Origin of the sequence: Nioella aestuarii, assembly GCF_050896395.1 — a bacterium.
Classification (GTDB): domain Bacteria; phylum Pseudomonadota; class Alphaproteobacteria; order Rhodobacterales; family Rhodobacteraceae; genus Nioella; species Nioella aestuarii.
This window is the reverse complement of the sequence record NZ_JBPBBA010000002.1, coordinates 101,410-122,039: the sequence shown is the minus strand read 5'-3', so window position 1 is coordinate 122,039 and position 20,630 is coordinate 101,410. Positions and strand designations below refer to the sequence as shown.

At 61.3% G+C, this 20,630-nt stretch carries 19 protein-coding genes; 4 read left to right on the top strand and 15 right to left on the bottom strand.

Translation table 11 applies throughout. The features are described 5' to 3' along the window. From kdsA to ACROHD_RS02100, 6 genes are all read right to left on the bottom strand, one after another. Window positions 1-834 carry a 3-deoxy-8-phosphooctulonate synthase gene (gene kdsA, locus ACROHD_RS02125; protein ID WP_432675635.1) on the bottom strand — a complete coding sequence of 278 codons (834 nt, stop codon included), beginning with the start codon at window positions 832-834 and terminating at the stop codon, window positions 1-3. A gap of 3 nt (window positions 835-837) precedes the next feature. Then, window positions 838-2,505, bottom strand: a complete 1,668-nt coding sequence (locus ACROHD_RS02120) for a KpsE/RkpR family capsule polysaccharide export protein (RefSeq protein ID WP_432675634.1) — start codon at window positions 2,503-2,505, stop codon at window positions 838-840. Further along, a complete protein-coding gene (locus ACROHD_RS02115; protein WP_432675633.1) occupies window positions 2,483-3,142 on the bottom strand; it encodes an ABC transporter ATP-binding protein in 660 nt (219 codons plus the stop codon). The genes ACROHD_RS02120 and ACROHD_RS02115 overlap by 23 nt, the downstream gene beginning before the upstream one ends. 219 nt (window positions 3,143-3,361) lie before the next feature. Continuing rightward, window positions 3,362-4,624: a Na+/H+ antiporter NhaA gene (locus ACROHD_RS02110; protein WP_432675632.1), complete on the bottom strand. Its 1,263-nt coding sequence runs from the start codon at window positions 4,622-4,624 to the stop codon at window positions 3,362-3,364. Between the two features lie 61 nt (window positions 4,625-4,685). Next, window positions 4,686-5,717 carry a permease gene (locus tag ACROHD_RS02105; protein ID WP_432675631.1) on the bottom strand — a complete coding sequence of 344 codons (1,032 nt, stop codon included), beginning with the start codon at window positions 5,715-5,717 and terminating at the stop codon, window positions 4,686-4,688. Further along, the gene (locus ACROHD_RS02100; protein WP_432675630.1) at window positions 5,710-6,048 is read right to left on the bottom strand and encodes an ArsR/SmtB family transcription factor; all 339 of its coding nucleotides are present in this window, start codon (window positions 6,046-6,048) and stop codon (window positions 5,710-5,712) included. The genes ACROHD_RS02105 and ACROHD_RS02100 overlap by 8 nt, the downstream gene beginning before the upstream one ends. A gap of 235 nt (window positions 6,049-6,283) precedes the next feature. Between ACROHD_RS02100 and ACROHD_RS02095 the strand changes: the two genes are divergently transcribed. Both ACROHD_RS02095 and ACROHD_RS02090 read left to right on the top strand, forming a co-directional pair. Next, a complete protein-coding gene (locus tag ACROHD_RS02095; protein ID WP_432675629.1) occupies window positions 6,284-6,877 on the top strand; it encodes a uracil-DNA glycosylase family protein in 594 nt (197 codons plus the stop codon). Next, window positions 6,874-7,662 carry an SseB family protein gene (locus ACROHD_RS02090; RefSeq protein ID WP_432675628.1) on the top strand — a complete coding sequence of 263 codons (789 nt, stop codon included), beginning with the start codon at window positions 6,874-6,876 and terminating at the stop codon, window positions 7,660-7,662. Before ACROHD_RS02095 ends, ACROHD_RS02090 begins: the two co-directional genes overlap by 4 nt. 18 nt (window positions 7,663-7,680) lie before the next feature. Here ACROHD_RS02090 and ACROHD_RS02085 read toward each other — a convergent pair whose 3' ends face one another. From ACROHD_RS02085 to ACROHD_RS02060, 6 genes are read right to left on the bottom strand one after another with little or no spacing between them, the layout of a single operon-like run. Further along, window positions 7,681-8,613, bottom strand: coding sequence for a 2-hydroxyacid dehydrogenase (locus ACROHD_RS02085; protein ID WP_432675627.1), 933 nt, complete (start codon window positions 8,611-8,613; stop codon window positions 7,681-7,683). A 10-nt stretch (window positions 8,614-8,623) separates the two neighbouring features. Beyond that, window positions 8,624-9,763 (bottom strand): rod shape-determining protein RodA, encoded by a 1,140-nt coding sequence (gene rodA / locus ACROHD_RS02080; RefSeq protein WP_432675626.1) that lies wholly within the window; start codon window positions 9,761-9,763, stop codon window positions 8,624-8,626. Beyond that, window positions 9,760-11,706 carry a penicillin-binding protein 2 gene (gene mrdA / locus ACROHD_RS02075; protein WP_432675625.1) on the bottom strand — a complete coding sequence of 649 codons (1,947 nt, stop codon included), beginning with the start codon at window positions 11,704-11,706 and terminating at the stop codon, window positions 9,760-9,762. The genes rodA and mrdA overlap by 4 nt, the downstream gene beginning before the upstream one ends. Beyond that, window positions 11,703-12,236: a rod shape-determining protein MreD gene (locus ACROHD_RS02070; RefSeq protein ID WP_432675624.1), complete on the bottom strand. Its 534-nt coding sequence runs from the start codon at window positions 12,234-12,236 to the stop codon at window positions 11,703-11,705. Before ACROHD_RS02070 ends, mrdA begins: the two co-directional genes overlap by 4 nt. After that, the gene (gene mreC / locus ACROHD_RS02065; RefSeq protein WP_432675623.1) at window positions 12,229-13,152 is read right to left on the bottom strand and encodes a rod shape-determining protein MreC; all 924 of its coding nucleotides are present in this window, start codon (window positions 13,150-13,152) and stop codon (window positions 12,229-12,231) included. Before mreC ends, ACROHD_RS02070 begins: the two co-directional genes overlap by 8 nt. Before the next feature lie 37 nt (window positions 13,153-13,189). Next, entirely contained in the window at window positions 13,190-14,230 is a 1,041-nt protein-coding gene (locus ACROHD_RS02060) for a rod shape-determining protein (RefSeq protein WP_432675621.1), read from the bottom strand. Between the two features lie 291 nt (window positions 14,231-14,521). On the opposite strand from ACROHD_RS02060, the gene ACROHD_RS02055 reads away from it, so the two are divergent. Together ACROHD_RS02055 and ACROHD_RS02050 are read left to right on the top strand one after the other, a co-directional pair. Continuing rightward, window positions 14,522-15,532: an acyltransferase family protein gene (locus ACROHD_RS02055; RefSeq protein WP_432675620.1), complete on the top strand. Its 1,011-nt coding sequence runs from the start codon at window positions 14,522-14,524 to the stop codon at window positions 15,530-15,532. A gap of 76 nt (window positions 15,533-15,608) precedes the next feature. After that, window positions 15,609-16,670, top strand: a complete 1,062-nt coding sequence (locus tag ACROHD_RS02050; protein ID WP_432675619.1) for an Ldh family oxidoreductase — start codon at window positions 15,609-15,611, stop codon at window positions 16,668-16,670. 37 nt (window positions 16,671-16,707) lie between these two features. On the opposite strand, the gene ACROHD_RS02045 is transcribed toward ACROHD_RS02050, so the two are convergent. From ACROHD_RS02045 to ACROHD_RS02035, 3 genes are all read right to left on the bottom strand, one after another. Beyond that, a complete protein-coding gene (locus tag ACROHD_RS02045; protein ID WP_432675618.1) occupies window positions 16,708-18,279 on the bottom strand; it encodes a 2-isopropylmalate synthase in 1,572 nt (523 codons plus the stop codon). A gap of 367 nt (window positions 18,280-18,646) precedes the next feature. Further along, window positions 18,647-19,567 (bottom strand): SDR family NAD(P)-dependent oxidoreductase, encoded by a 921-nt coding sequence (locus ACROHD_RS02040; RefSeq protein WP_432675617.1) that lies wholly within the window; start codon window positions 19,565-19,567, stop codon window positions 18,647-18,649. Window positions 19,568-19,635: 68 nt separating this feature from the next. Further along, window positions 19,636-20,469, bottom strand: coding sequence for a class I SAM-dependent methyltransferase (locus ACROHD_RS02035; protein WP_432675616.1), 834 nt, complete (start codon window positions 20,467-20,469; stop codon window positions 19,636-19,638). Window positions 20,470-20,630 lie beyond the last annotated feature (161 nt).

Below are 20,630 nucleotides of genomic sequence, written 5' to 3'. Positions count from 1 at the left end.
TCAGAGGCGAATCGGGTCCGCTTTTGCCAAGGCATCAAATTTCATCAAGCTGGCCACAAGCTGCGGCATCTGGGTTAGCGGGATCATGTTGGGCCCGTCGGAGGGGGCGTTGTCCGGATCCTCATGGGTTTCGATGAAAACCGCCGCGATGCCAAGCGACACTGCAGCGCGTGCCATAACCGGGGCAAATTCTCGCTGACCGCCAGATGATCCGCCTTGGCCGCCGGGCTGCTGCACTGAATGTGTGGCGTCCATCACCACCGGATAGCCGGACTGCGCCATGATCGGCAGGCCGCGCATATCCGCGACCAGAGTGTTGTAGCCGAAACTGGTGCCACGCTCGGTCAAAAGCAGCCGTTCATTGCCCGTGCTTTCCAGCTTGCTGACCACATTGGCCATGTCCCAGGGGGCCAGAAACTGCCCCTTCTTGACGTTGATCGCGGCCCCGGTTTCGCCAGCGGCCAGCAGCAGATCAGTCTGACGGCACAGGAACGCGGGAATTTGCAGGATGTCTACAGCCTGGGCCGCGGGGGCGCATTGTGCTTCGGAATGGATGTCCGTCAGCACGGGGCAACCGAACTCTGCGCCAATTTTGGAAAGGATTGTCAGACCCTCGTCCATGCCAACACCGCGCTTTCCGCCGAGGCTGGTGCGGTTGGCCTTGTCATAGCTTGCCTTGAACACATATTGCGCGCCCGCTTTCTCGCAGGCTGCAGCCATCTGCTCGGCAATCATCCGGGCATGGTCAAGGGTTTCCAATTGGCAGGGACCGGCAATGACCGTCAGCGGAAGGTCATTGCCGGAGGTGATCTTTCCGATCGAAACATGTTTCATGGGTTAGGCGGATACCTGTTCTCTGAGAATTGAGGCCGTCATCGACAGCATCAGGTAAATGCCAGAAAAGATCAGGAAGGCAAGTAGAGTGTTTTCCAGTTTGCGCGGGAATGCCGCTTCGTCCGGGGCCACCGGGTTCACGCTGATGGTGAGGTAGAGCGATTGCCGCTCGGCCTCCAGCCGGGCACTCTCGAGCGCCTGAAGCGCCTGGCTCAGCATCAGTTGGCGGGTTTGCAGATCGGCCTGTGCCACGGCAAGCTCCGAGCTGATGCGTGCAAGCGAAACCTGACTGTTTGCATCCTCGGTCATCGAGGACCGAAGCTCGGCGATCAGGGCTTCCAGCCGGGCGATATTGCGTTCTGCCACTTCCACGCGGGTCTGGTTCGGGCGGTCTACTGATTGCAGTTCATCCAGCCGCAGGCGTTCGTTCTGCAACTGGATCTCGAAGGTGGAGATCTGGTTGAACAGCGCGCCGACTTCAGCTTCGGAACTGAGGATACCGGTCTGCTCTTGCAGGTTCACCACCCGCAATTGAGCGGCGGCAAGCGCGTCTTCGGCAGAAGCATAGCTTTCGCGGGCACCGGACATCTGGTCATCACGCAAGCGATGCGACATCTGATCGACGCGTTCCTCTGCATAGCGCAGCAGCGCCTGAGAGAAAGCGGCTGACAGCTGCGGATCGGCTGCAAGAACTTCCATCCGGACCATACCCTCGGTCGGGTCATACCCAATGGTCAGGTGGCGCGAATAAAGTGCGTAAAGATCTTCGGTCGAAGCGTCGGGGGCCAACCGGTTCAAAGGGTCGATATCCGGGGCTGAGAAGTGTTCCCGCAGGCCCAGTTCCTCGTCCAGAAGCAGCATCGCTTCGCGGCTTTCAAGAAAGCTCTGCACGGCGATGGAATCCTGCACAGTGGCGAAAGTTGTGCCGCCAAGCAGGCCGCCAAGTCCCCCCGCAGGGCTGGAGCTTTCTGCTTTCTGAATTTGGAACAGGGTGGTGGTCGCGTACATCGGGGTCGCGATATTGTAGTAGTAATACCCTACCAGCATCGTCGGCAGCATCACGAAGGCCATGAGACGCGCGAACAGCAGCACCAGCCGCTTGCGACGGCGTGCAGCGATATCGCGTTGCATGCGCAGAATTTCCTGCGCGCGGGCGGCATCATCCAGCGTTGGCGGGGCGGCCATGGCCGGCGCCATTTGCGGGGCGGCGGCTGGAACACCGGGCTGACGCACGGTCGCGGGCAGGCGCGGTTGTGCCTCGGCCCGCTGTTGGCCTTCATTGACCACAAGTTCCAGCATGTTCGACCGTTCGAACGGGTCGATCCCCTGACGGCGCAGAAGCCGGACGGCATCGAAATCGGAAGCGGGTTGCAGCCCGTGTTTCTGCGCGGTCCTGCGTGCCATGCGCAACTGGCGCCCAGTCAACCCTTCGGACCGGATCGCGGCCAGTTCTTCCTCGATCGTCATGCCCTGGGTCTGGCGTTGCGCAGGCTGTTGGGGCGAACCAGGTTGAGCCGCAGGTGCATCGGCAGTCGGGAACCGCATGTCGCCGAACCCATCTTCGACGGGTCCGCCAAGCGATTCTTCTGCGACACGGCGCGTTTCCCCAACCGGGGCGGTCGGGCCGGTGCGCCGAATGCGGAATTTCTTACCCCTGGGTTTCATAGTCATAAAGTCTCTTAGCCTCTTCGAGAGAGTCGAACTGATAAAACTGACCGTCCTTCAATACGGCGGCGCGTCTTGCGAACTTCTCCAGCGTTTCCGCTTGGTGGGACACGATAATCACGGTTGCTGATTTCAGCCTTTCCGCAAGGATCGTGCCTGCCTTGCGATTGAAATTGGCGTCGGTCGTTCGCGGCATGCCTTCGTCGATCAGGTATATATCGAATTCCAGCGCCAGTAGCAGAGAAAACTGGAACCGGGCCTTCATGCCCGCTGAATACGTCCCGAGCGGGCGGTCAAAATATTCTTCCAGGTCACAAACCCACCGGCAGAACGCTTCCACATAGTCTGGGTCCAGCCCATAAAGTTGGGCGATGTAGCGGCTGTTTTCTGTGGCAGAAAGGCTGGGAATGACGCCTCCCATGAACCCAAGCGGGAACGAGATGCGGCAAGCGCGGGTGATCTCGCCCTCGTCAGGTTTTTCCAGACCGGCCATCATGTTGATCAAGGTCGTCTTGCCGGTTCCATTTGGTGCAAGGATCCCGAGTGACTGTCCCAGTTCGACACGAAAAGAGGCCCGGTCAAGAATGACCTTGCGCTGTGTGCCCGTCCAGAAGGACTTGGAGACATTCGAAAACTCGAGCATGAATACCCTGTACTGCTGCCGACCTCGGCTCTGATTGCTGTGCTCAGAGCTTCTATTGGATAACTTATCCATTCATTTGGGCGCTATTATGTCCCCTTAAGCAACGATTTCAAAGCTCTTCGCGGGGAATGTGACACTATTGCGGCATTTCCCTTAAGAAAAAGCCCCCAAGGCCATCGCCAAGGGGGCTTTCGGTTAACGATTTCGCTGTCTGACGGGTCAGACCTCTTTCTTTTCAACCCGCAGCATTTTGCCAACGATGATTGACACGACCGCCGCAAAGAAGCTGAACAGTGCGCCCATTTTGGCAGCGTCCTGCACCGGCCCGGCATCGAATGCGACCGAGGCCACGAAGAGCGATACGGTAAAGCCGATGGCGGCCACGCAGCCGATGACCACAAGGTCGATGATCCTCATGCCCTCTGGTATGCCAAGTCCAAGCGGCTTTGCTGCTAGCCAGCCGAACAGGAAGATCCCAACCGGCTTACCGATCAGAAGGCCCGCCAGAACCAACCAGGTCGCCGGCCCCATAGAGGAGAACTCTACGCCTGCGTTCAGGAGGCCAAACAGGCCAAGGATGATTTCGACCGGTACTTTCAGCGCGTGTTCGATCTCGTTCAGCAGGTCATGCAGATGCCGTTCCGCATCGGCGAAAATGCCGAAGGCGCGATCCGCATGGGGAATGGTCGGCACAATGGGTAGCAACCCAAGCGCCGGGTGCAGGCCGCTTTCCTGAAAACCGTACCAGCTCAGACATCCGGCAAGCAGATAGGGCCAGAACGACAGTTTCTTGCGCACCCAGGTGGACCGCGTACGCAGCTGATCGCCGCGATCCAGATAGCGCGGCAGCCAGTTGAACAGGAAGTATACGCTGATGGCGGCGCCCAGGCTTAGCAGCAGCCAGACCGGGGCCAGATCGCCAGAGGGGTAGAAAATTGCCAGGATCAGCAGGCCCGCCGCGTCATCTGCAATGGCCAGCAGCAGCAGGAAACGCACCGCCGGGTGCCCCGCGCCGAACACCATACGACCAACCAGGTAGGAAAATGCGATGTCGGTAGCGGTCGGGATTGCCCACCCGTTTGCCACGGCACTGTAGGTTTCCGACCCGAAGACCAGTGCAAGGCCCAGATAGACGGAAATCGGCCCGACCATACCGCCAAGGGTGGCAACCAGAGGCGTTGCCGCTTTTTTGCCGCGCAGCGAGCCGTTTTCGAGGATCACGGCCTCCCACACCTCTTTCGCGGCGATGGCGAAGAACAGCGCCATCAAAACGTCATTCACCAGGTAATGCAGCGTCAGCGTGCGCACGACATGACCATGTCCGTCATCATGCAGATGGCCGATGAAGAAGTCGTCAATCAGAACGAATTCGACGAAATGGTGGTAGCTCTCGGCATTTGTGTTGGCCCAGATCAGGGCCAGGATCGCGCCCCCGATCAGAAACAGCGAGTAACTGGTGATAAAATTCCAGACGCGATACATCTGTCCCCTCCGCTTTTCCGGTTGCGGTCAAATAGCGGAAGGGACCCGTTGGAACAATAGCTCAGGCGATGAAACCCCAGGCCAACCCGGAGAAAATAGCGCCGACGATAGCAAAAGCCAGATATGCTGCAAAAATTTTCGGCTTCACCAGCGCCCAGACAGCAACAGCGGCGGGAATGCAGCTGACCCCACCCGCGATCACAAAGGCCATTGCGGCACCGGGGCTCATCCCTTGTTCCAGCAGGCCAGCAATCAGCGGTACGGCGGCATAGCCGTTGAGATAGGCCGGTGCGCCCAGGATGGCGCCAAGAAGGATCGGACCGATTCCATCTCCGCCAAGCGCGGTGCCGATCCATTCGGCGGGGACGTAGCGGATCAGCAATGCCTGCAAGAGATAGGCCAGCAGCAGCCATTTTCCCAGGAACAGCAGGTTGTCCCAGGCAGCGCGAGCGAACAAGCTGCGGCGCTCGGTCTCTTGCCAGAAGCGCCAGTTGAGGCTCAGCTTTCTGGTGCCGCAGCAAGAACCGCAGCCCGTGGGGGTCTGTGCCTTAAGAGGATCCGCAAGCAAGGCGGTGCCAGTCAACGCCATTAGGCTGAAGCCGCCGAATAGTCCGATGGCGATGGCCGCCACGGTCTTGGCCATGGCAAAGTCGAAACTGATCGCACCTGCCGTGATCGCGAACATGGCCGGGTCCATAAGGGGGGAGGCCAGCCAGAAGGCCATGACTGCGGATAATGGTGCGCCGGCAGCCAGCAAGGCGGCCACGAAGGGGATGACCTCGCAGGAACAGAACGGCGACAGGCCGCCTGCAAGCGCCCCGAGTATGATCATCCGGACCTCCCGCCCTTCGAACGCGCCTTCCAGCAGTCGTTCGGATCCGGTCGCGCGCATGACCCCGATGGCGGCAACCGCAAACAGAATGAAGGGCCCGGTATGGGCAAGGCTCGTGAAGGCTTCGGTGATGGACGGCGCAAAGGCCGCGCGATCCAGCAGAAAGATGGCCAGGGCAATTGCGGCGCAGGTCAGCAGGACTTTGTCGAAACGTCCCCACAGGGTGCGCAACGGGGCAGGGGATTGGGTGAGATCAGCCATGATGGCCTCCTTGATGATGCCCGCCCCGATCAGCGCAGCATTCGGTCAATAGATAGTCAGACAGTCGGCGGATCTCGTCATAGTCCACCGCGCAGATGATGCGTCGCCCGTCGCGGTGCTGTTGCAGCAAACCGGCAGAAACCATCTGTTTGAGGTGATGGGTCAGGACGGAGCCGGTGATCCCCACTGCCTCACCCAGCTCTCCGATCGGCAAACCTTCCGGTCCGGCGCGGACCAGTCGGCGCAAGATGGATAGCCGCTGTTCAGAGCCAAGGGCCGCAAAGGCAGAAGCGGCGAAAGTGAGGGCGGGGATGTCGATGTTCTGTTTCATGATTCTATAATTATAGAAATAACGAAATGATGTCCAGCCCCCAGATTCTGACGCCAGCCTTGGACGCAACGCTCAAGCAGGGTCATGAAACGCGGTGATCGTGCAGAACGTCCATGGAAATGCGTGTGCGCGAAGGCTCCCCTGCCAAGGGGGGCTTGAGCGTGCGCGCGCCCGGTTCGGCGTCAAAAGACGACGAGCCCTTTCCTTTGCCTGCCATCCGCGCTTTTCTTCGCCCATGCATTTTGATGAGCTGGTACAAGACATCGCAACCTGCCGACTCTGTGCCGACCGCTTTGCAGCGACGGAAACGGCCCATGCACCACGCCCGGTTCTGTGGGCAACATCCGGCGCTCGTTTGCTGATTGCGGGGCAGGCACCGGGGCTGCGGGTTCATCGCTCGGGCAAGCCTTTCACTGACCCGTCCGGGGATCGGCTACGGCAATGGATGGGGGTCGAGGAAGAGGTTTTCTACGACCGGGACCAGATCGCGATTGTGCCCATGGCGTTTTGTTTCCCTGGCTATGATGCGAAGGGGGCCGACCGTCCCCCTCCGCCGATATGTGCGTGGACCTGGCGCAGGCGCCTGCTCGAACAGCTGCCTGCTATTGAGCTAACGCTGCTGGTCGGTGGTCACGCCCAAAGCTGGCACCTGCCGGGTAAATCCACCGTCACCGCCCGCGTCGCAGCCTGGCGCGACCATGCGCCCCGCGTACTGCCCTTGCCCCATCCGTCGTGGCGCAATACCGCATGGATGAAGCGGAATCCGTGGTTCGAGGCTGAGCTGTTGCCTGTGCTGCGCGCCCGTGTCCAGGAGGTGCTGAACCGATGACCGAGACGACCCCGATCGACGCCGCCCTGACCGCGATGGACGCGGCTCCAGAGGACGATGCGCTGCGTTTGCGCTTTTATGAGCGGCTTGCCGATAGCGAACTGTTCCTCGCGCTGGCCAGCGAGCCAGGTGGTGACGAGATCAGCCCGCAGGTTTTTCCGGTCGATGACGCAAACTACGTGCTGGTCTTCGACCGGGAAGAAAGACTTGCGGAATTCGCTGAAGGCCCGGCCCCTTATGCGGTTCTCTCTGGCCGCGGATTGGCCGCGATGTTGGCAGGGCAGGGGATCGGGCTGGCCGTGAATCCCGGCGCCGAAGCATCGATCTTGATTCCTCCCGGCGCGGTGGACTGGCTTGCCAACATACTCTCAGAGGCCCCCGATGAAATCGTTGAAATGCCGGAAGAAGTTCACGCTCCGATCGGTTTGCCAGAGGCGTTGATCACGGCATTGGACACCAAGCTTGCAACCGCTGCGGGTCTAGCGAAACTCGCCTATCTCTGCGGCGTCATCTACGTAGGCGGGCGGCGTTCGCACATGCTGGCTTTTGTCGATCCGGTGCCCGGGGCGGAACCGGCGCTGGCGCGCGCGGCGGGGGAGGCACTGACCTTTTCGGGCATTGAGGCAGGCGTCATGGATGTGGGTTTCTTTCGCGCCTCCGATCCTATCTGCGTATCGCTTGCGAAGACGGGGCTGCGTTTCGATCTGCCTGAACCGGCAAAACCAGATCACGTGCCAGGCTCGTCTCCAGGGATGGACCCGGACACCCCGCCGAGGCTGCGCTAGCATTGCTGAAAGCAGCGCCTAATAGCCCGCGTTCCGGTCCACCAGATGGAGCAGTTCGACTCCCTGCTCAGAGCGTTTGATGTTCTCAGCGACAATGTCCGCGGCGGTTTCCGGTCGCGTCTCTGACGCGATATGCGGTGTCACTGTGACCTTGGGGTGGTTCCAATAGGGGTGCTCTGCCGGCAGCGGTTCCACACGGAAGACGTCGAGCGTGGCGTGGGCGATCTGGCCGTTATCCAGCGCCGCAAGCAGGGCCTCGTCGTCGATCAGCGGGCCACGGCCAGGGTTGATCACGAAAGAGCCACGCGGCATCACTGCCAATGTCTGGGCATTGAGCGTATTTTGTGTTGCAGGCGTGTCAGGCAGCAGGAGCACTACGATTTCGGCGCCGCTGAGGCAGGCCAACAATCCGTCATCCCCGTGAAAGCTGTTCACACCGGGTATCGACTTTGGGCTGCGGCTCCACCCTGTCACGTTGAAGCCAAAGGTCAGGAGGGCCTCGGCGCAGGCTGTGCCAAGCTCTCCCAGGCCCAGGATCGCCACGGTGCGGTTGCGGGCAAGCGGCGGCACGTTTGGTGCCCATAGGCCCGGCTCAGCATTGATATGGGCGTCCATTCCCAGATGATAGCGTAGCACATGGCCCGTGACCCATTCGCGCATACCCTCGCGCAGGCCCGTGTCGACCATCCGGCAGAGCGGCGCGGTGATCGTCGGGTTGCCTACGATGGTTTCCACACCTGCCCAGAGGCTTAGTATCGCTTTCAGCCGTGGAAAGACCGAGAAATCCTTGAGGTCGCTGTTGGGCGCGTAGACGATGTAATCCACCTCTTCCGGCGCGGCCTCTGTCACCACGCGGAAATCGGTGAACCCGGCATCGGAAATGGCACGGTTAAGCGGGGCCTCGTAGTCGCCCCATCGATCGGGGCGGGCGGCGAAGAGGATGGTCAGCATCTTGGGTCCTTCAGCGGGGGCGGTGCACATGCGCTGACTGAACCAACCCGAAAGCGGCCATGAGCACAAGCATTGCCGAGCCGCCATAGCTGACCAGCGGCAGGGGCACCCCCACGACAGGAACCAGCCCCATCACCATTGCCATGTTGATGGCAAAGTAGAGGAAGAAGGTTACCGCCACGCCGAGCGTCACAAGCGAAGCGAAACGGTCTTTTGTCTGGATCGCGGTGACGATGCAAAAGAGCAGGATGAGCAGGTATAGCCCCAGAAGCGACGACGCGCCGACGAAACCGAACTCTTCGGCCAGCGTCGGGAATATGAAATCGGTTTGCGCCTCGGGCAGGAAGTCGCCCCGGATCTGGGTGCCTTGCATGAAACCGCGCCCGGTCCAGCCGCCAGAGCCTAGGGCAATCTGGCTTTGGGTGATGTGATAGCCCGCGCCGAGCGGATCCGAGGACGGATCCAGGAACGTGTCGATGCGGCGGTACTGGTAGTCTTGCAGGAACTGCCAGGCCGTACCGCGCGAGGCGAAGACCGCCGTCACGATGCCGCCCGCCGCGGCTATTACGGCAGCAAAATACGCCCAGTGGACACCCGCGCAGAACATCACCGCTGCGCCGCCGACAAGGATCAGGACGGCGGTGCCGAGGTCAGGCTGGATGAAGGTCAGAAAGGTGGGCACGAGGATGATCAATACCGGGATCAGCACATAGAGCGGGCGCGAGACCTTGCGGATATCAAGCCAGTCGTAATAGGCGGCAAGCAACATCACCACCGTGATCTTGGTCAGCTCCGAGGGTTGCAGGCGCATGAAGCCAAGGTCGATCCAGCGCTGTGCGCCCATGCCGACGGTGCCGAAAAACTCCACCACAAGCAGCAGGATCAGCGACAGCCCGTAGGCCAGGGCCGAAACATTGCGCCAAAACCAAATTGGTATGAAAGCGACGATCATCATCGCCACCATGCCAAGCGTGAAACGCTGCATCTGCGGTCCGGCCCATGGGCGCATGGAGCCCCCCGCCACAGAGTAGAGCATCAGGAAGCCCACGCAGGCCACGGCTATCAGCAGGATGATCAGTGCCCAGTTCAGGTGCAGCACCTTGCGCAGCCCGGTCGGGGCGGCCTTCTGGGTATATTCAAGATAGCTCATGCCCGGACCCGTCCCGTGTTTTGCAGCATTTCCAGCGGCAGAAGCTCCATGTTGTCGTGCATCTCTTCGATCTCGCGACGCAGGCCGACGGGGTAGGCAGAAAGGGGCGGAAGTTCGCCATACATGGCGCGCAGCAGAAGGTCACGGGCAATAGGGGCGGCCACGGCTGACCCGCCGCCGCCATGTTCTACCACAACGCTGACCGCGTAGCGCGGGTTGTCGGCAGGGGCGTAGCCTACGAACAGAGCGTGGTCGCGCCGTTCCCAAGGCAGGTCTTCGTTGCGCGTCACCCCGGCCTCGCGCTCGGCGGCCGTGATGTTGCGGACCTGACTGGTGCCGGTCTTGCCGGCGATCTCGTAGCCCTCTTCCGTGACGCGGGCATTGAAGGCGGTGCCGCGGCGGAAATTTGTGACTGACCACATGCCCTGGCGGATGATGTCGAGATGATCGGCGGGAATGTCGATTTCGCCAAAGTTATCAGAGCGCTGATCGACACCGTTCATGGTGCGGATCAGTTGCGGCACGATCTGCCGGCCTGTGGCCAGGCGGCTGGTCATCACGGCAAGTTCCAAGGGCGAGCTGAGCACAAGCCCCTGACCGATTGATGCGTTCAGCGTGTCGCCCACAACCCATTCGCTGCCCCGGTTAGCCAGCTTCCATTCCCGCGTGGGGATCAGCCCGGATGCGACTCCGGAAAGCGGCAGGTCGTAGCGCATACCAAGGCCGAGACGGCGTGCCATTGCAGCAATGGCCTCGATCCCGACCCTCTGGGCCAGATCGTAGTAGTAGACGTCACAGGATTGGCTGAGGCTGTCTTCCATGTTCATGCGCCCATGACCGCCCCTGCGCCAGCAGTGAAACCGGCGGGTGCCAAGCTCTACGAACCCGTTGCAGGTTATGGTCTCGTCCGGCTCGATCACACCTGCCTCTAGCCCGGCCAGAGCAGTCACCATCTTGAAGGTCGATCCCGGCGGATAGAGGCCCTGCACGGTCTTGCTGGCCAGAGGGCGATAGGGATTTTCGGTCAGGTTGCTGTATTCGGCAACCGAGATGCCGCGCACGAACAGGTTTGGGTCATAGGAGGGCGAGGAGGCCAGAGCCAGAACCTCGCCGGTTTCGACCTCCATCACCACGGCCGACGCGCTTTCGTTGCCAAGCCGGGCCTGGGCATAGTTCTGAATTCCGGTGTCGATGGTCAATTGCAGGTCATCGCCGGGAACCGGTTCTTCGCGATCCAGTTCGCGCATGACGCGCCCGACAGAGTTCACCTCGACCCAGAGATTACCCGCCTCGCCCCTCAGATCCTGCTCCATCCGCGCCTCGACCGCATAGCGGCCTACCTGGAAATCCGGGGTTTGCAGAATCGGGTCGGTGTCGCCGGTGCTTTCCAGATAATAATCCGAGACGGGACCGACATAGCCCACCACATGCGCAAAATCGGACCCGAGCGGATAGAGCCGTGACAGGCCAACCTCTGGTGTGATGCCGGGCAGCGCGGGTGCATTGACAGCGACCGAGGCGAATTCTTCCCAACTGAGCCGGTCAGCGATCGTCACCCGAACATGGGGTGCGCGAGCCATCATGTCTTCACGGGCACGAGCCAGCGAGGCCATGTCGATGTTGATGATATGCGAGAGACGCTCCAGCACTGCGTCCACATCCTCGACATTCTCGCGCACCATGACGACGGTGTAGTTCTGTTCGTTATCCGCCAGAAGCCGCCCATTGCGATCATAGATCAGTCCGCGCGCGGGCGGCAGCAAGTCGATGCGAATGCGGTTTTCCTCTGCCAGCAGGCGGAAGTCATCGGCGCGTTCCACCTGAAGATAGCGCATCCGAGCGGCCAGAATTCCACCCGTCAACAGCATGAAACCGCCCATGATCATGGACCGCCGCGTGATCTTGCGGGCGCTGTCTTCTGATTCTTTCTGGGACCGTTTCATGGTCGACCGGGCTCTGATTCCACCACGGGCAACTTATCCATTCCCAGGGCGAATTTCGAGACCATGACGACAACCGGGTAGATCACGATCGTGGCAAGCCCTTCCATCAAGGACAGCCCAAGGCTTGGCTGATCGGCCAGCAACACCCAGAGAATCAGCCGCTGCGACAGAACCATGGCCAGGATCACGCCCGCAACCATGCCCCATTCAAACAGAAACGGGGTTTCTGCGATGCCTGCACGTCGGTTGCGCAGGTATTCGGCAGCGGCGATTGTCAGGGCCGTCCATAGCCCCGGCGGGCGTTGCAGCAGAAAATCGCTGAGCAGCATCAGAAGCAGGATCGCACCGACCGGAACAGCAGTCGGTTGGCGCAGCACCCAGACCAGGGTGACGCAGAGAATGAAGTCCGGCCCGGGCAGGCCGGGGGTGCCGGTTTCAAGCGGCAACAACCTGTAGAAGATCACCGACAGACCAAAGAGAAGGTAGATCGACCGATAGCTCCAGATCCGGCTTTGCGCACCCTCAGCCATCGGCGGTCTCGTTCCCGGCTTCAGGTGCTGCTTCGGCTTCTGGCTCCGGTGTCAGCGGCCAGGGCGGCCCGATCAGCCCGCCGGGGTCCGATAGCGAGGTGCCAGGGTGGCTGCGCATGACCCGCAGGAAGTTCAGCCGAGAGAAATCGGCAGAGGGGCGGGCGCGCAACCGGCCGTCACGGTCAACCACCACATGACCCACCAGCAGGCCGGCGGGAAACACGCCGCCATCGCCCGAGGTCACGATCCGGTCGCCGGGGGACACGTCTTCGATATCCTCCAGAAATTCCAGCAGCGGCAGGCCGGTATTGTCGCCCATCAACAGCGCCTGCTGGCTGGAGGGCATGACCGTGACCGGCACGCGGCTTGCGGCATCGGTCAGCAACACGACGCGAGCGGTGTTTTCCGCAACCCCGGAAATACGCCCCACGACGCCAAGCCCGTCCATCGTGGCCCACCCGTCAAGAATGCCATCGCGCGCGCCCACATTCAGAAGAACAGACCGGCGGAACGGGCTGCCGCTGTCGGTCAGCACAAGGCCGGTGACATAGGTCAGTTCCGGGTCCAGCTGCACGCGATTGAGGTCGAGCAGACGGGCGTTTTCCTGTTCCAACTGCAAGGCGGCCTCGCGCCAGGATCGCATCTGTTGCAACTCGCGGCGCAGTTCTTCGTTCTGTTCGTAAAGGCGCGTGTAGGACTGGAAGTCGTCGATCATGCGGCCGAAGGCTGTCACCGGGGCCATGACCCATTCCAGGTTTGGGACGATCCGGTCGGTGATGGCACTGCGCAATCGCTCGACGCGGGGATTGTCGATCCGCCAGATCAGCACCAGGACCGCAAGACACAGCAACAGGACCGCCAGCAAAAGGCGCCGGACGGGTCTGATATGGCTGCTGTCGGTGCGCTCTCGGGCCATGTGGTCCTTTTATCGGGGCCGCGCGACGGGCGGCGGATCAGCTGTCGTAATCGATAGCGTGGCGCAAAAGGTTCTCGTATTCCAGAGCTTTGCCAGTGCCGAGCGCCACGCAGTTGAGGCTTTCGTCGGCCACGGAAATAGCCAGCCCCGTCTGTTCGCGCAGGGCGAGGTCAAGCTCACCAAGCAATGCGCCACCGCCCGTAAGCATCACGCCGCGATCCACGATGTCGGCGGCAAGGTCGGGCGGGGTTGCTTCCAGCGCGCCCATCACGGCTTCGCAGATCTGCTGCACCGGTTCTGCCAGCGCCTCTGCCACCTGGGCCTGGCTGATCTCGGTTTCCTTGGGTACGCCGTTCAGAAGGTCTCGGCCGCGGATCTGCATCGAGGCGCCGCGCCCGTCATCGGGCATACGGGCGGTACCGATAGAGGTTTTAATCCGCTCTGCGGTGGCCTCACCAATCAAAAGGTTCTGCTGGCGGCGCAGGTAGCTGATAATCGCTTCGTCCATACGGTCACCGCCGACGCGGACGGAGCGGGCGTAAACAATGTCGGCCAGTGACAGAACCGCAACCTCGGTCGTCCCGCCGCCGATATCGACAACCATAGAGCCGGTCGGATCGGTGATCGGCATCCCGGCACCGATGGCAGCTGCAATGGGCTCTGCGATCAGGCCCGCCTTGCGCGCCCCTGCCGAAAGCACCGACTGACGAATGGCACGCTTTTCCACGGGCGTTGCACCGTGGGGCACACAGACGATGATCTTGGGCTTGGTGAAGGTGGTGCGCTTGTGGACCTTGCGGATGAAGTGCTTGATCATCTCTTCGGCCACGTCAAAGTCGGCAATCACCCCTTCGCGCATCGGGCGAATGGCCTGAATGCTGCCCGGTGTCCGGCCAAGCATCAGCTTTGCGTCCTCGCCAAAGGCCAGCGCCTTCTTGACGCCGTCCTTGATCTGATAGGCCACAACCGAGGGTTCATTCAGGACCACGCCTTTGCCCTTGACGTAAACCAGCGTGTTGGCGGTGCCGAGGTCGATGGCCATGTCAGCGGAGAAGAGGCTGCCGAAAATTCCGAACATATTAGGGGAAGTCCTGCTTGTGGCGCGTGTTTCGGGTTCATTGGCGACTACGGGGAGGGACTCATGCCCGTCAGCCCCGAGGAACGCATCGCATATATGCAGGGGCAGGGGGTTAGGTAAAGCCTCGGAGCAAAACAAATCAGCGCAATTTCGCCTGCGATGGCCCTGCGGCGTTGATCAATCCAGCCACGACTTTGCCCATCTTTTGGGATGAAATTTGCATTTTGAGCCGTTATACCGCAGGCGACGCTGTCATTAGCAATTGTTAATTAGCATAAGATATCTGGTTGAATGACTATGGCATACCATACCTTGCCAAGTGGCTCGTCTCGCGTAGCCGATCATCAAAAAGAAAAGAGCACCAATCGCTACGGCGGAATCGACGTGGCCCGGCTTGCGTTGGCGTTGCTTGTGGTTCTGGCGCATTGCGCGACCTTCCAGGCGGTTAGCCCGGCTGCACATTTCCTGTTCAACAACGGGCTCGCGCGGATCATCGTCCCCTTCTTCCTGCTGACCACCGGCTATTTCTTTGACCGGCAGATGGCGAAGGGTCTGGGTCCGTGGCTGTGGAGGGTGGGCCGGGTTTACGTGATCTGGACCTTGATTTTCCTGCCTTACATCCTGTTCTTACAGGAGGTGACGCCGATGCGGCTGATACTGACGGCTCTCTTCGGGTATTTCCATCTGTGGTACTTACCTGCCCTGATCGGCGGTATGGTGGTGCTCTACCTGGCGCGAAATCTGTCGGATTGGGCGCTGATGGCGCTTGCGGCGGGGCTGTTCATTGTGGGTGGCGTGATCCAGTATGCAGAGAATGCGCTGCTGGATTTTTCAACGCTTTCAAACCACTACGATCTATTGGTGATCACCCGAAATTTCCTGTTCTACGGCTTCCCCTATCTGGCGCTTGGAACATTGCTCCATCGTGGTCGATTGCTGGCGAACTCTCGCCCGGAAACACGGCAGTGGATGGTCGCGGGGGCGGGGTTGCTGTTGCTGGCAGAGACCTGGCTTGCCTATCTGGCCTTCAGTCCAGAGGGCTTTTTCGATCTGAATTTTGCAGCCTTCCTGCTGACCCCGATCCTGTTTGTCTGGGCGCGTGACCTGAAAATCGGCAATTTGCCGTTTGACCCGCGCCACCTGTCGATGGTGATCTACCTGACCCACATGCTCTATCTGGTGCCATTGCGTATCTTCACGGGACTGGAAACGGTGCAACTGACGGCGGTTACGCTTGTCCTGACACTCGGTCTTGCGCCGGTGTGGCTGAAGATCGCGCGGCGGGTGCCGATTTTGGCCTGATCCGTCAGGTTTCCCTTTACCCAGTGGCCGTTCCCATCATTTGCTTGCCGCAAGAGCCCGTCAGGCAAGGAATGACATGAAGCAGAGCATCGGTCCGCAGGGCAAGCTGAGCGTCTATGACCGTGTTCCCGTTGCCCCGGAACACGCAGTGATGATGGCAAAGGCGCTGTTCCAGCGTGCGGGGGCGCCCGCCGATGTGGCGAATGAAATCGCTGAGCATCTGGTTGAAGCTGACCAATGTGGGGTCGAATCCCACGGCATTGTTCGAACCCTGCAATACACCCGTGAATTCATGGACGGCACATTGGATGCGTCGGCAAGGCCAGAGGTCATGCGCCATGAGGGTGGCAGGCGTAGCGTGCAGGCCCGTGGTGGGATCGGCATTCCGGCGATGCGAATCGCACATGAGATTGCCGCCGAGGCGGCATTGGAAAATGGTCTGTCCGCCGTCGGTGTGCTGGGGGCCGGTCATACCGGGCGGCTAGGGGCGTTTGGTGAAATCGCCGCAAGGCGCGGCTGTCTGTCCATTGCGCTTGGTGGTGGTAATCGCAAGCGCTGGCGCATGGTGGCGCCCTATGGCGGGCGCGAGGCGTTGCTGCCAACCAACCCGTTCTGCATCGCCATGCCGGGGGGCGACCGGGGGCCGGTGGTCATAGATATTGCGACGTCGCAGGCAGCAGGAGGATGGATCTACGCAGCGCGCGCGGCGGGGGTGGACCTGCCCGAAGGGTTGATCGTGGATCGCAATGGCGCGCCGTCCTGCAACCCGGAGGATTACTTCAACGGCGGTGCGATCCTGCCCAAGGGCGGGCCGCTTGGCTACGGGCTGGCGCTGATTGCTGAACTGGTGGGCGAGGCGATGCTGGGGCCGGTCCTCAAGGGCGAGATAAACTGGCTGGTGCTGGCGCTTGACTGCCGACGCTACCAAGAAGCCCCAGCGATGCACGCAGTGGCAGAAGAGATCCTGGCCGAGATCCGCGCCTCTGCCCCCGCAGACGGGCGCGAGCGGGTGGAAGTGCCTGGAGAGCGGGAGCGAGAACAATGCGCGGCGGCGCAGGGAAAACCGCTATGGGTGCCGGGAAAGATCTGGGCCGCGATAGAGGAGATGGCCCGTGATCTGAACGCAGTGCCTGAATGACAGAGCGGCCGCCTTTGTGGGGCGGCCGCTGCATTGATCAGTTCACGTCCTTATAGGACACCTCGCGCTTGTCGCTGCCTTCACCCAGCTTCTCGCGCCGGACGATCAAACGGTTGAGCGCGTTGACGTACGCCTTGACGCTGGCGACCACTGTGTCTGTATCCGCCGATTGGCCCGTGGCGATGCGCCCGTCTTCCTCGATGCGGACGGTCACGGTGGCCTGCGCGTCCATGCCTTCGGTCACGGCGCTGACCTGATAGAGCTGCAGCGCCGCTTCGTTCGGATAAAGCGCCTTCACAGCGTTGAAGGCCGCATCGACCGGGCCGTCGCCTTGTGCGGTAGCCTGCTTGTCCTTGTCGCCCACGCGCAGCGTGATGTCGGCAGACTGGGGCGCCTCGGTGCCGCAGATCACGCGCAGAAATTTCAGCTCCAGATGATCCTCGGTGCCCGCCGCGGCGGCATCCGTCACCAGCGCGATCAGGTCGTCGTCGAAGACCTCTTTCTTGCGGTCGGCCAGCGCCTTGAAGCGCACGAACAGGTCATTTAATTGGTTGTCCACCATATCGAAGCCCAAATCCTTCAGCTTCGCGCGCAGCGCCGCCCGGCCCGAATGCTTGCCCAGAGGCAGCGAGGTCCCGGCAAGGCCCACATCCTCCGGTCGCATGATCTCGAACGTGTCGGCCGATTTCAGCATCCCGTCCTGATGGATGCCGCTTTCATGGGCGAAGGCGTTCTTGCCGACGATGGCCTTGTTGGGTTGCACGGCGAAACCTGACACGGTCGAAACCCGGCGCGAGATATGCATGATCTTGGTCGTGTCGATGCCGGTCGTGTAGGGCATGATGTCGTTGCGCACTTTCAGGGCCATCACGACTTCTTCCAGCGCGGTGTTGCCGGCCCGTTCGCCCAGACCGTTAATGGTGCATTCGATCTGCCGCGCGCCACCCGCAACAGCCCCAAGCGCGTTGGCCGTCGCCATGCCGAGGTCATTGTGACAATGGGTTGCAAAGATCACGTCGTCGGCGCCGGGCACCTCCGCGATCAGGCGGCGGATCAGGTCAGCCGATTCCACCGGGGCGGTGTAGCCGACGGTATCGGGGATATTGATCGTGGTGGCGCCCGCCTTGATGGCAATCTCGACCACACGTGCGAGGTAATCCCATTCCGTCCGGGTCGCATCCATCGGCGACCACTGCACGTTGTCGCAGAGGTTGCGGGCATGGGTCACGGTTTCATGGATACGGTCTGCCATCTCGTCCATGGTCAGGTTCGGAATGGCGCGGTGCTGCGGTGAGGTGCCGATGAAGGTATGGATGCGCGGGGATTTCGCGTGTTTCACGGCCTCCCAACAGCGGTCGATATCCTTGTAGTTGGCCCGCGCAAGGCCGCAGATCGTGGCGGATTTCGCCAGTTTCGCGATCTCGGACACGGCGGCGAAATCACCTTCCGAGGCAATGGGGAAGCCGGCCTCGATTATGTCGACGCCCATCTCGTCCAGAAGGGCTGCAATTTCCAGCTTCTCGTCATGGCTCATGGTGGCGCCGGGCGACTGTTCGCCGTCACGCAGGGTGGTGTCGAAGATCAACACGCGATCTTTGTCGATGGTCATGGGGGTATCCTTGGTCTTAGCCAGATTGTCTTTTGGTGTCGTTTCGGCGCTGGTTCCCCCCTGAGCGGTCGCGCCGAAAGGCACGCTCAGAGGCGGCTAAGGAGAAGAAGAGCGCACAGGTCTAGGCCGCCCGTGGGGGCGGTCAGGGTCCGGATATGAGTGTGCGTCGTCATGGGGCGCATATTACGTGCCGGAAACCGGATGGAAACCCCCTTTTTTCGGGGGCGAGCGGTGAGGGGGCTGCGGAGATATTCCGAGACGGGTGAGGCCAGCGGTTCTAGTGATCTAGATCCGAGACGGCGGACCCCGACCCGAAGTCGGCTTTGCGGACGAAGCCGCCGTTCGCTGCGTGCGCCCTTCGCGAGTCTCATTTGGCGATTTTTTCGAAAGCTAGCGGAAACACGCGACCAAAGTTTTCGATCATCGGGTCAATGAACATATGGCGAATTGCCGGGCGTCCGTCCGTATCGGAAAAGCCGTAGTAGTCGGACAGTTCAGCCAACGTCACCACTTTGCCATTGCGCTCCATTTCGTCCTTTTCGTCGGCGGCCAATCGGGCGATGCCGCGCCCCACCATTTCGGGCGAATTTGCCCCCGTCGCGGGGTCGAACCCTTCGGGCACGTCAAAGCCGGCGGGCTGGCCTTCAGCCGCCATGACCAGGCGTTCGGTCCGGATATAGGAGGGCCAGAGCGAGTAGGCGCGAACCCCTGTCCCGTCCAAGTCGGTGGCAAAGGCCTGCACCATGCGGTCTGATGCGGCGCGCGCCACGCTGTAGGCCGCGCCATAGAAGTCTATGCAGGAGCCTGGCGAAGAGATGTTGACGACGACGCCACCGCGCTGCTCGATCATCATCGGTACACATGCGCGCGCTGCCAGAAAATACGAGCGCGGGCCAATCGTCATCTGGCCTTCGTAAACCTCCGCGGGCAGTTCCCAGAAACGGCCTGTCATCGTGTGCTGGGGCATGCCGTTATTGACCAGGATGTCGATGCGCCCGAAGCGATCCCTGACAGCATTGGCCAGCGCGGTGATCTGGTCTGCATGGCTCAGGTCGCAAGGGAATGCGACGGCCTGTCCGCCTTCATTCGTGATCTGCACCACGAGGCCGTCGAGCGAACCGCCAACGCGCGCGCCGTCCCCATCCACGCGGGCCGGACTATCCGGCGATACCGTTCGCGCCGCAACGGCAACCGCGGCGCCTTCCCGCGCCAGTTCGATCGCTATACCTCGTCCTATGCCCCGGCTGGCACCCGTTACGAGAGCTGTTTTTCCGTCTAGAAGTCCCATCGTTCTCTCCATTTGCATAACGTTCCGGGCCCACGATTAGCCCGGAACCGTTTTCATCCCATCAGAAGTCAGGAGGAGGTTTTGATGCCGGCGCTGACGACGTACCGAAACGGCATCGCGATCCCCAGATCGGTTCGGAATTGTTCGACCCACTCCAGGAAAGCACTGCGCATCTCTGCCAGCCGGGTTTCATCCAGGCTCTGCGCCACCGCACGCACTGGTCCGAAACCGCGGGAGTATTCCTCCCAAACCGTTTGAGCATCCGGAAGACGGTGCACGGTATCTGCATCTTCGATCCCGAGAGAAACATGTTGCCCGAGGCTGGTGCGCAGCCAGTCGGGATCGCCCCAGTTGAAGGGTGAAGGAGGGGTAGGCGCGCCGGCAGGCGGCGCGGACATGAAAGGAGCCACCGCCTTGCGCAGGGCAACAGCGTTGCTGTCGGGCGTCCAGGCCGCCACGACGATCCGCCCGCCGGGGCGCACCACGCGGACAAGTTCGGACAGGGCTGCCTCCTGATCGGTGGCGAACATGATCCCGAAGGTAGAAATCGCCCCGTCAAAGCTGTTGTCGTCAAAGGGCAGCCGCTCTGCATCGCCAAGCTGCCAGTCGATCTGTAGGCCCTCAGCTTTGGCCTTGCCACGCGCCGCCTCGAGCAGCCCTTCGGCAATATCGACACCGGTCACACGGGCGCCGCGCCGCGCCGCGAGCCTGGCCGTAAAGCCTGTGCCGGTCGCGATGTCGAGAACCTTCATCCCCTCGGCAGGCGCAAGCCGGGCGACGGCGTGATCGAGCGCGGAGGAAATCCCAAGGCTGATACGGTCGTAATCGGCGCCGCCACCGCTCCACATGGCTGCGGCCTTTTCATTCTTTTCCAGTACCGGATGTTCTTGAAGCTCTTGCATGGTCTATCTCCCTGCTGCTGGTCACCCATCGGAACTGCCGTCGATCCTTGAGGAAGGGCGTCCTCGCCAACGTCCGGCCGGCGGCAAAGAAACGGCAAAAATGCATCCTGCCGGGCCAATTACGGTGAAATTCTTGACCTAAAACGCGAATTGGCGAGAAT

What these genes read in the sequence shown, in the direction of transcription:
- ACROHD_RS02040 (WP_432675617.1), bottom strand. Translation starts at nt 19,567, where the DNA reads ATGGGACTTCTAGACGGAAAAACAGCTCTCGTAACGGGTGCCAGCCGG.
- rodA (WP_432675626.1), bottom strand. Translation starts at nt 9,763, where the DNA reads ATGAGCTATCTTGAATATACCCAGAAGGCCGCCCCGACCGGGCTGCGC.
- ACROHD_RS02095 (WP_432675629.1), top strand. Translation starts at nt 6,284, where the DNA reads ATGCATTTTGATGAGCTGGTACAAGACATCGCAACCTGCCGACTCTGT.
- mreC (WP_432675623.1), bottom strand. Translation starts at nt 13,152, where the DNA reads ATGGCCCGAGAGCGCACCGACAGCAGCCATATCAGACCCGTCCGGCGC.
- ACROHD_RS02055 (WP_432675620.1), top strand. Translation starts at nt 14,522, where the DNA reads ATGACTATGGCATACCATACCTTGCCAAGTGGCTCGTCTCGCGTAGCC.
- ACROHD_RS02060 (WP_432675621.1), bottom strand. Translation starts at nt 14,230, where the DNA reads ATGTTCGGAATTTTCGGCAGCCTCTTCTCCGCTGACATGGCCATCGAC.
- ACROHD_RS02105 (WP_432675631.1), bottom strand. Translation starts at nt 5,717, where the DNA reads ATGGCTGATCTCACCCAATCCCCTGCCCCGTTGCGCACCCTGTGGGGA.
- ACROHD_RS02115 (WP_432675633.1), bottom strand. Translation starts at nt 3,142, where the DNA reads ATGCTCGAGTTTTCGAATGTCTCCAAGTCCTTCTGGACGGGCACACAG.
- ACROHD_RS02050 (WP_432675619.1), top strand. Translation starts at nt 15,609, where the DNA reads ATGAAGCAGAGCATCGGTCCGCAGGGCAAGCTGAGCGTCTATGACCGT.
- ACROHD_RS02035 (WP_432675616.1), bottom strand. Translation starts at nt 20,469, where the DNA reads ATGCAAGAGCTTCAAGAACATCCGGTACTGGAAAAGAATGAAAAGGCC.
- ACROHD_RS02110 (WP_432675632.1), bottom strand. Translation starts at nt 4,624, where the DNA reads ATGTATCGCGTCTGGAATTTTATCACCAGTTACTCGCTGTTTCTGATC.
- kdsA (WP_432675635.1), bottom strand. Translation starts at nt 834, where the DNA reads ATGAAACATGTTTCGATCGGAAAGATCACCTCCGGCAATGACCTTCCG.
- ACROHD_RS02090 (WP_432675628.1), top strand. Translation starts at nt 6,874, where the DNA reads ATGACCGAGACGACCCCGATCGACGCCGCCCTGACCGCGATGGACGCG.
- ACROHD_RS02070 (WP_432675624.1), bottom strand. Translation starts at nt 12,236, where the DNA reads ATGGCTGAGGGTGCGCAAAGCCGGATCTGGAGCTATCGGTCGATCTAC.
- ACROHD_RS02120 (WP_432675634.1), bottom strand. Translation starts at nt 2,505, where the DNA reads ATGACTATGAAACCCAGGGGTAAGAAATTCCGCATTCGGCGCACCGGC.
- mrdA (WP_432675625.1), bottom strand. Translation starts at nt 11,706, where the DNA reads ATGAAACGGTCCCAGAAAGAATCAGAAGACAGCGCCCGCAAGATCACG.
- ACROHD_RS02100 (WP_432675630.1), bottom strand. Translation starts at nt 6,048, where the DNA reads ATGAAACAGAACATCGACATCCCCGCCCTCACTTTCGCCGCTTCTGCC.
- ACROHD_RS02085 (WP_432675627.1), bottom strand. Translation starts at nt 8,613, where the DNA reads ATGCTGACCATCCTCTTCGCCGCCCGCCCCGATCGATGGGGCGACTAC.
- ACROHD_RS02045 (WP_432675618.1), bottom strand. Translation starts at nt 18,279, where the DNA reads ATGACCATCGACAAAGATCGCGTGTTGATCTTCGACACCACCCTGCGT.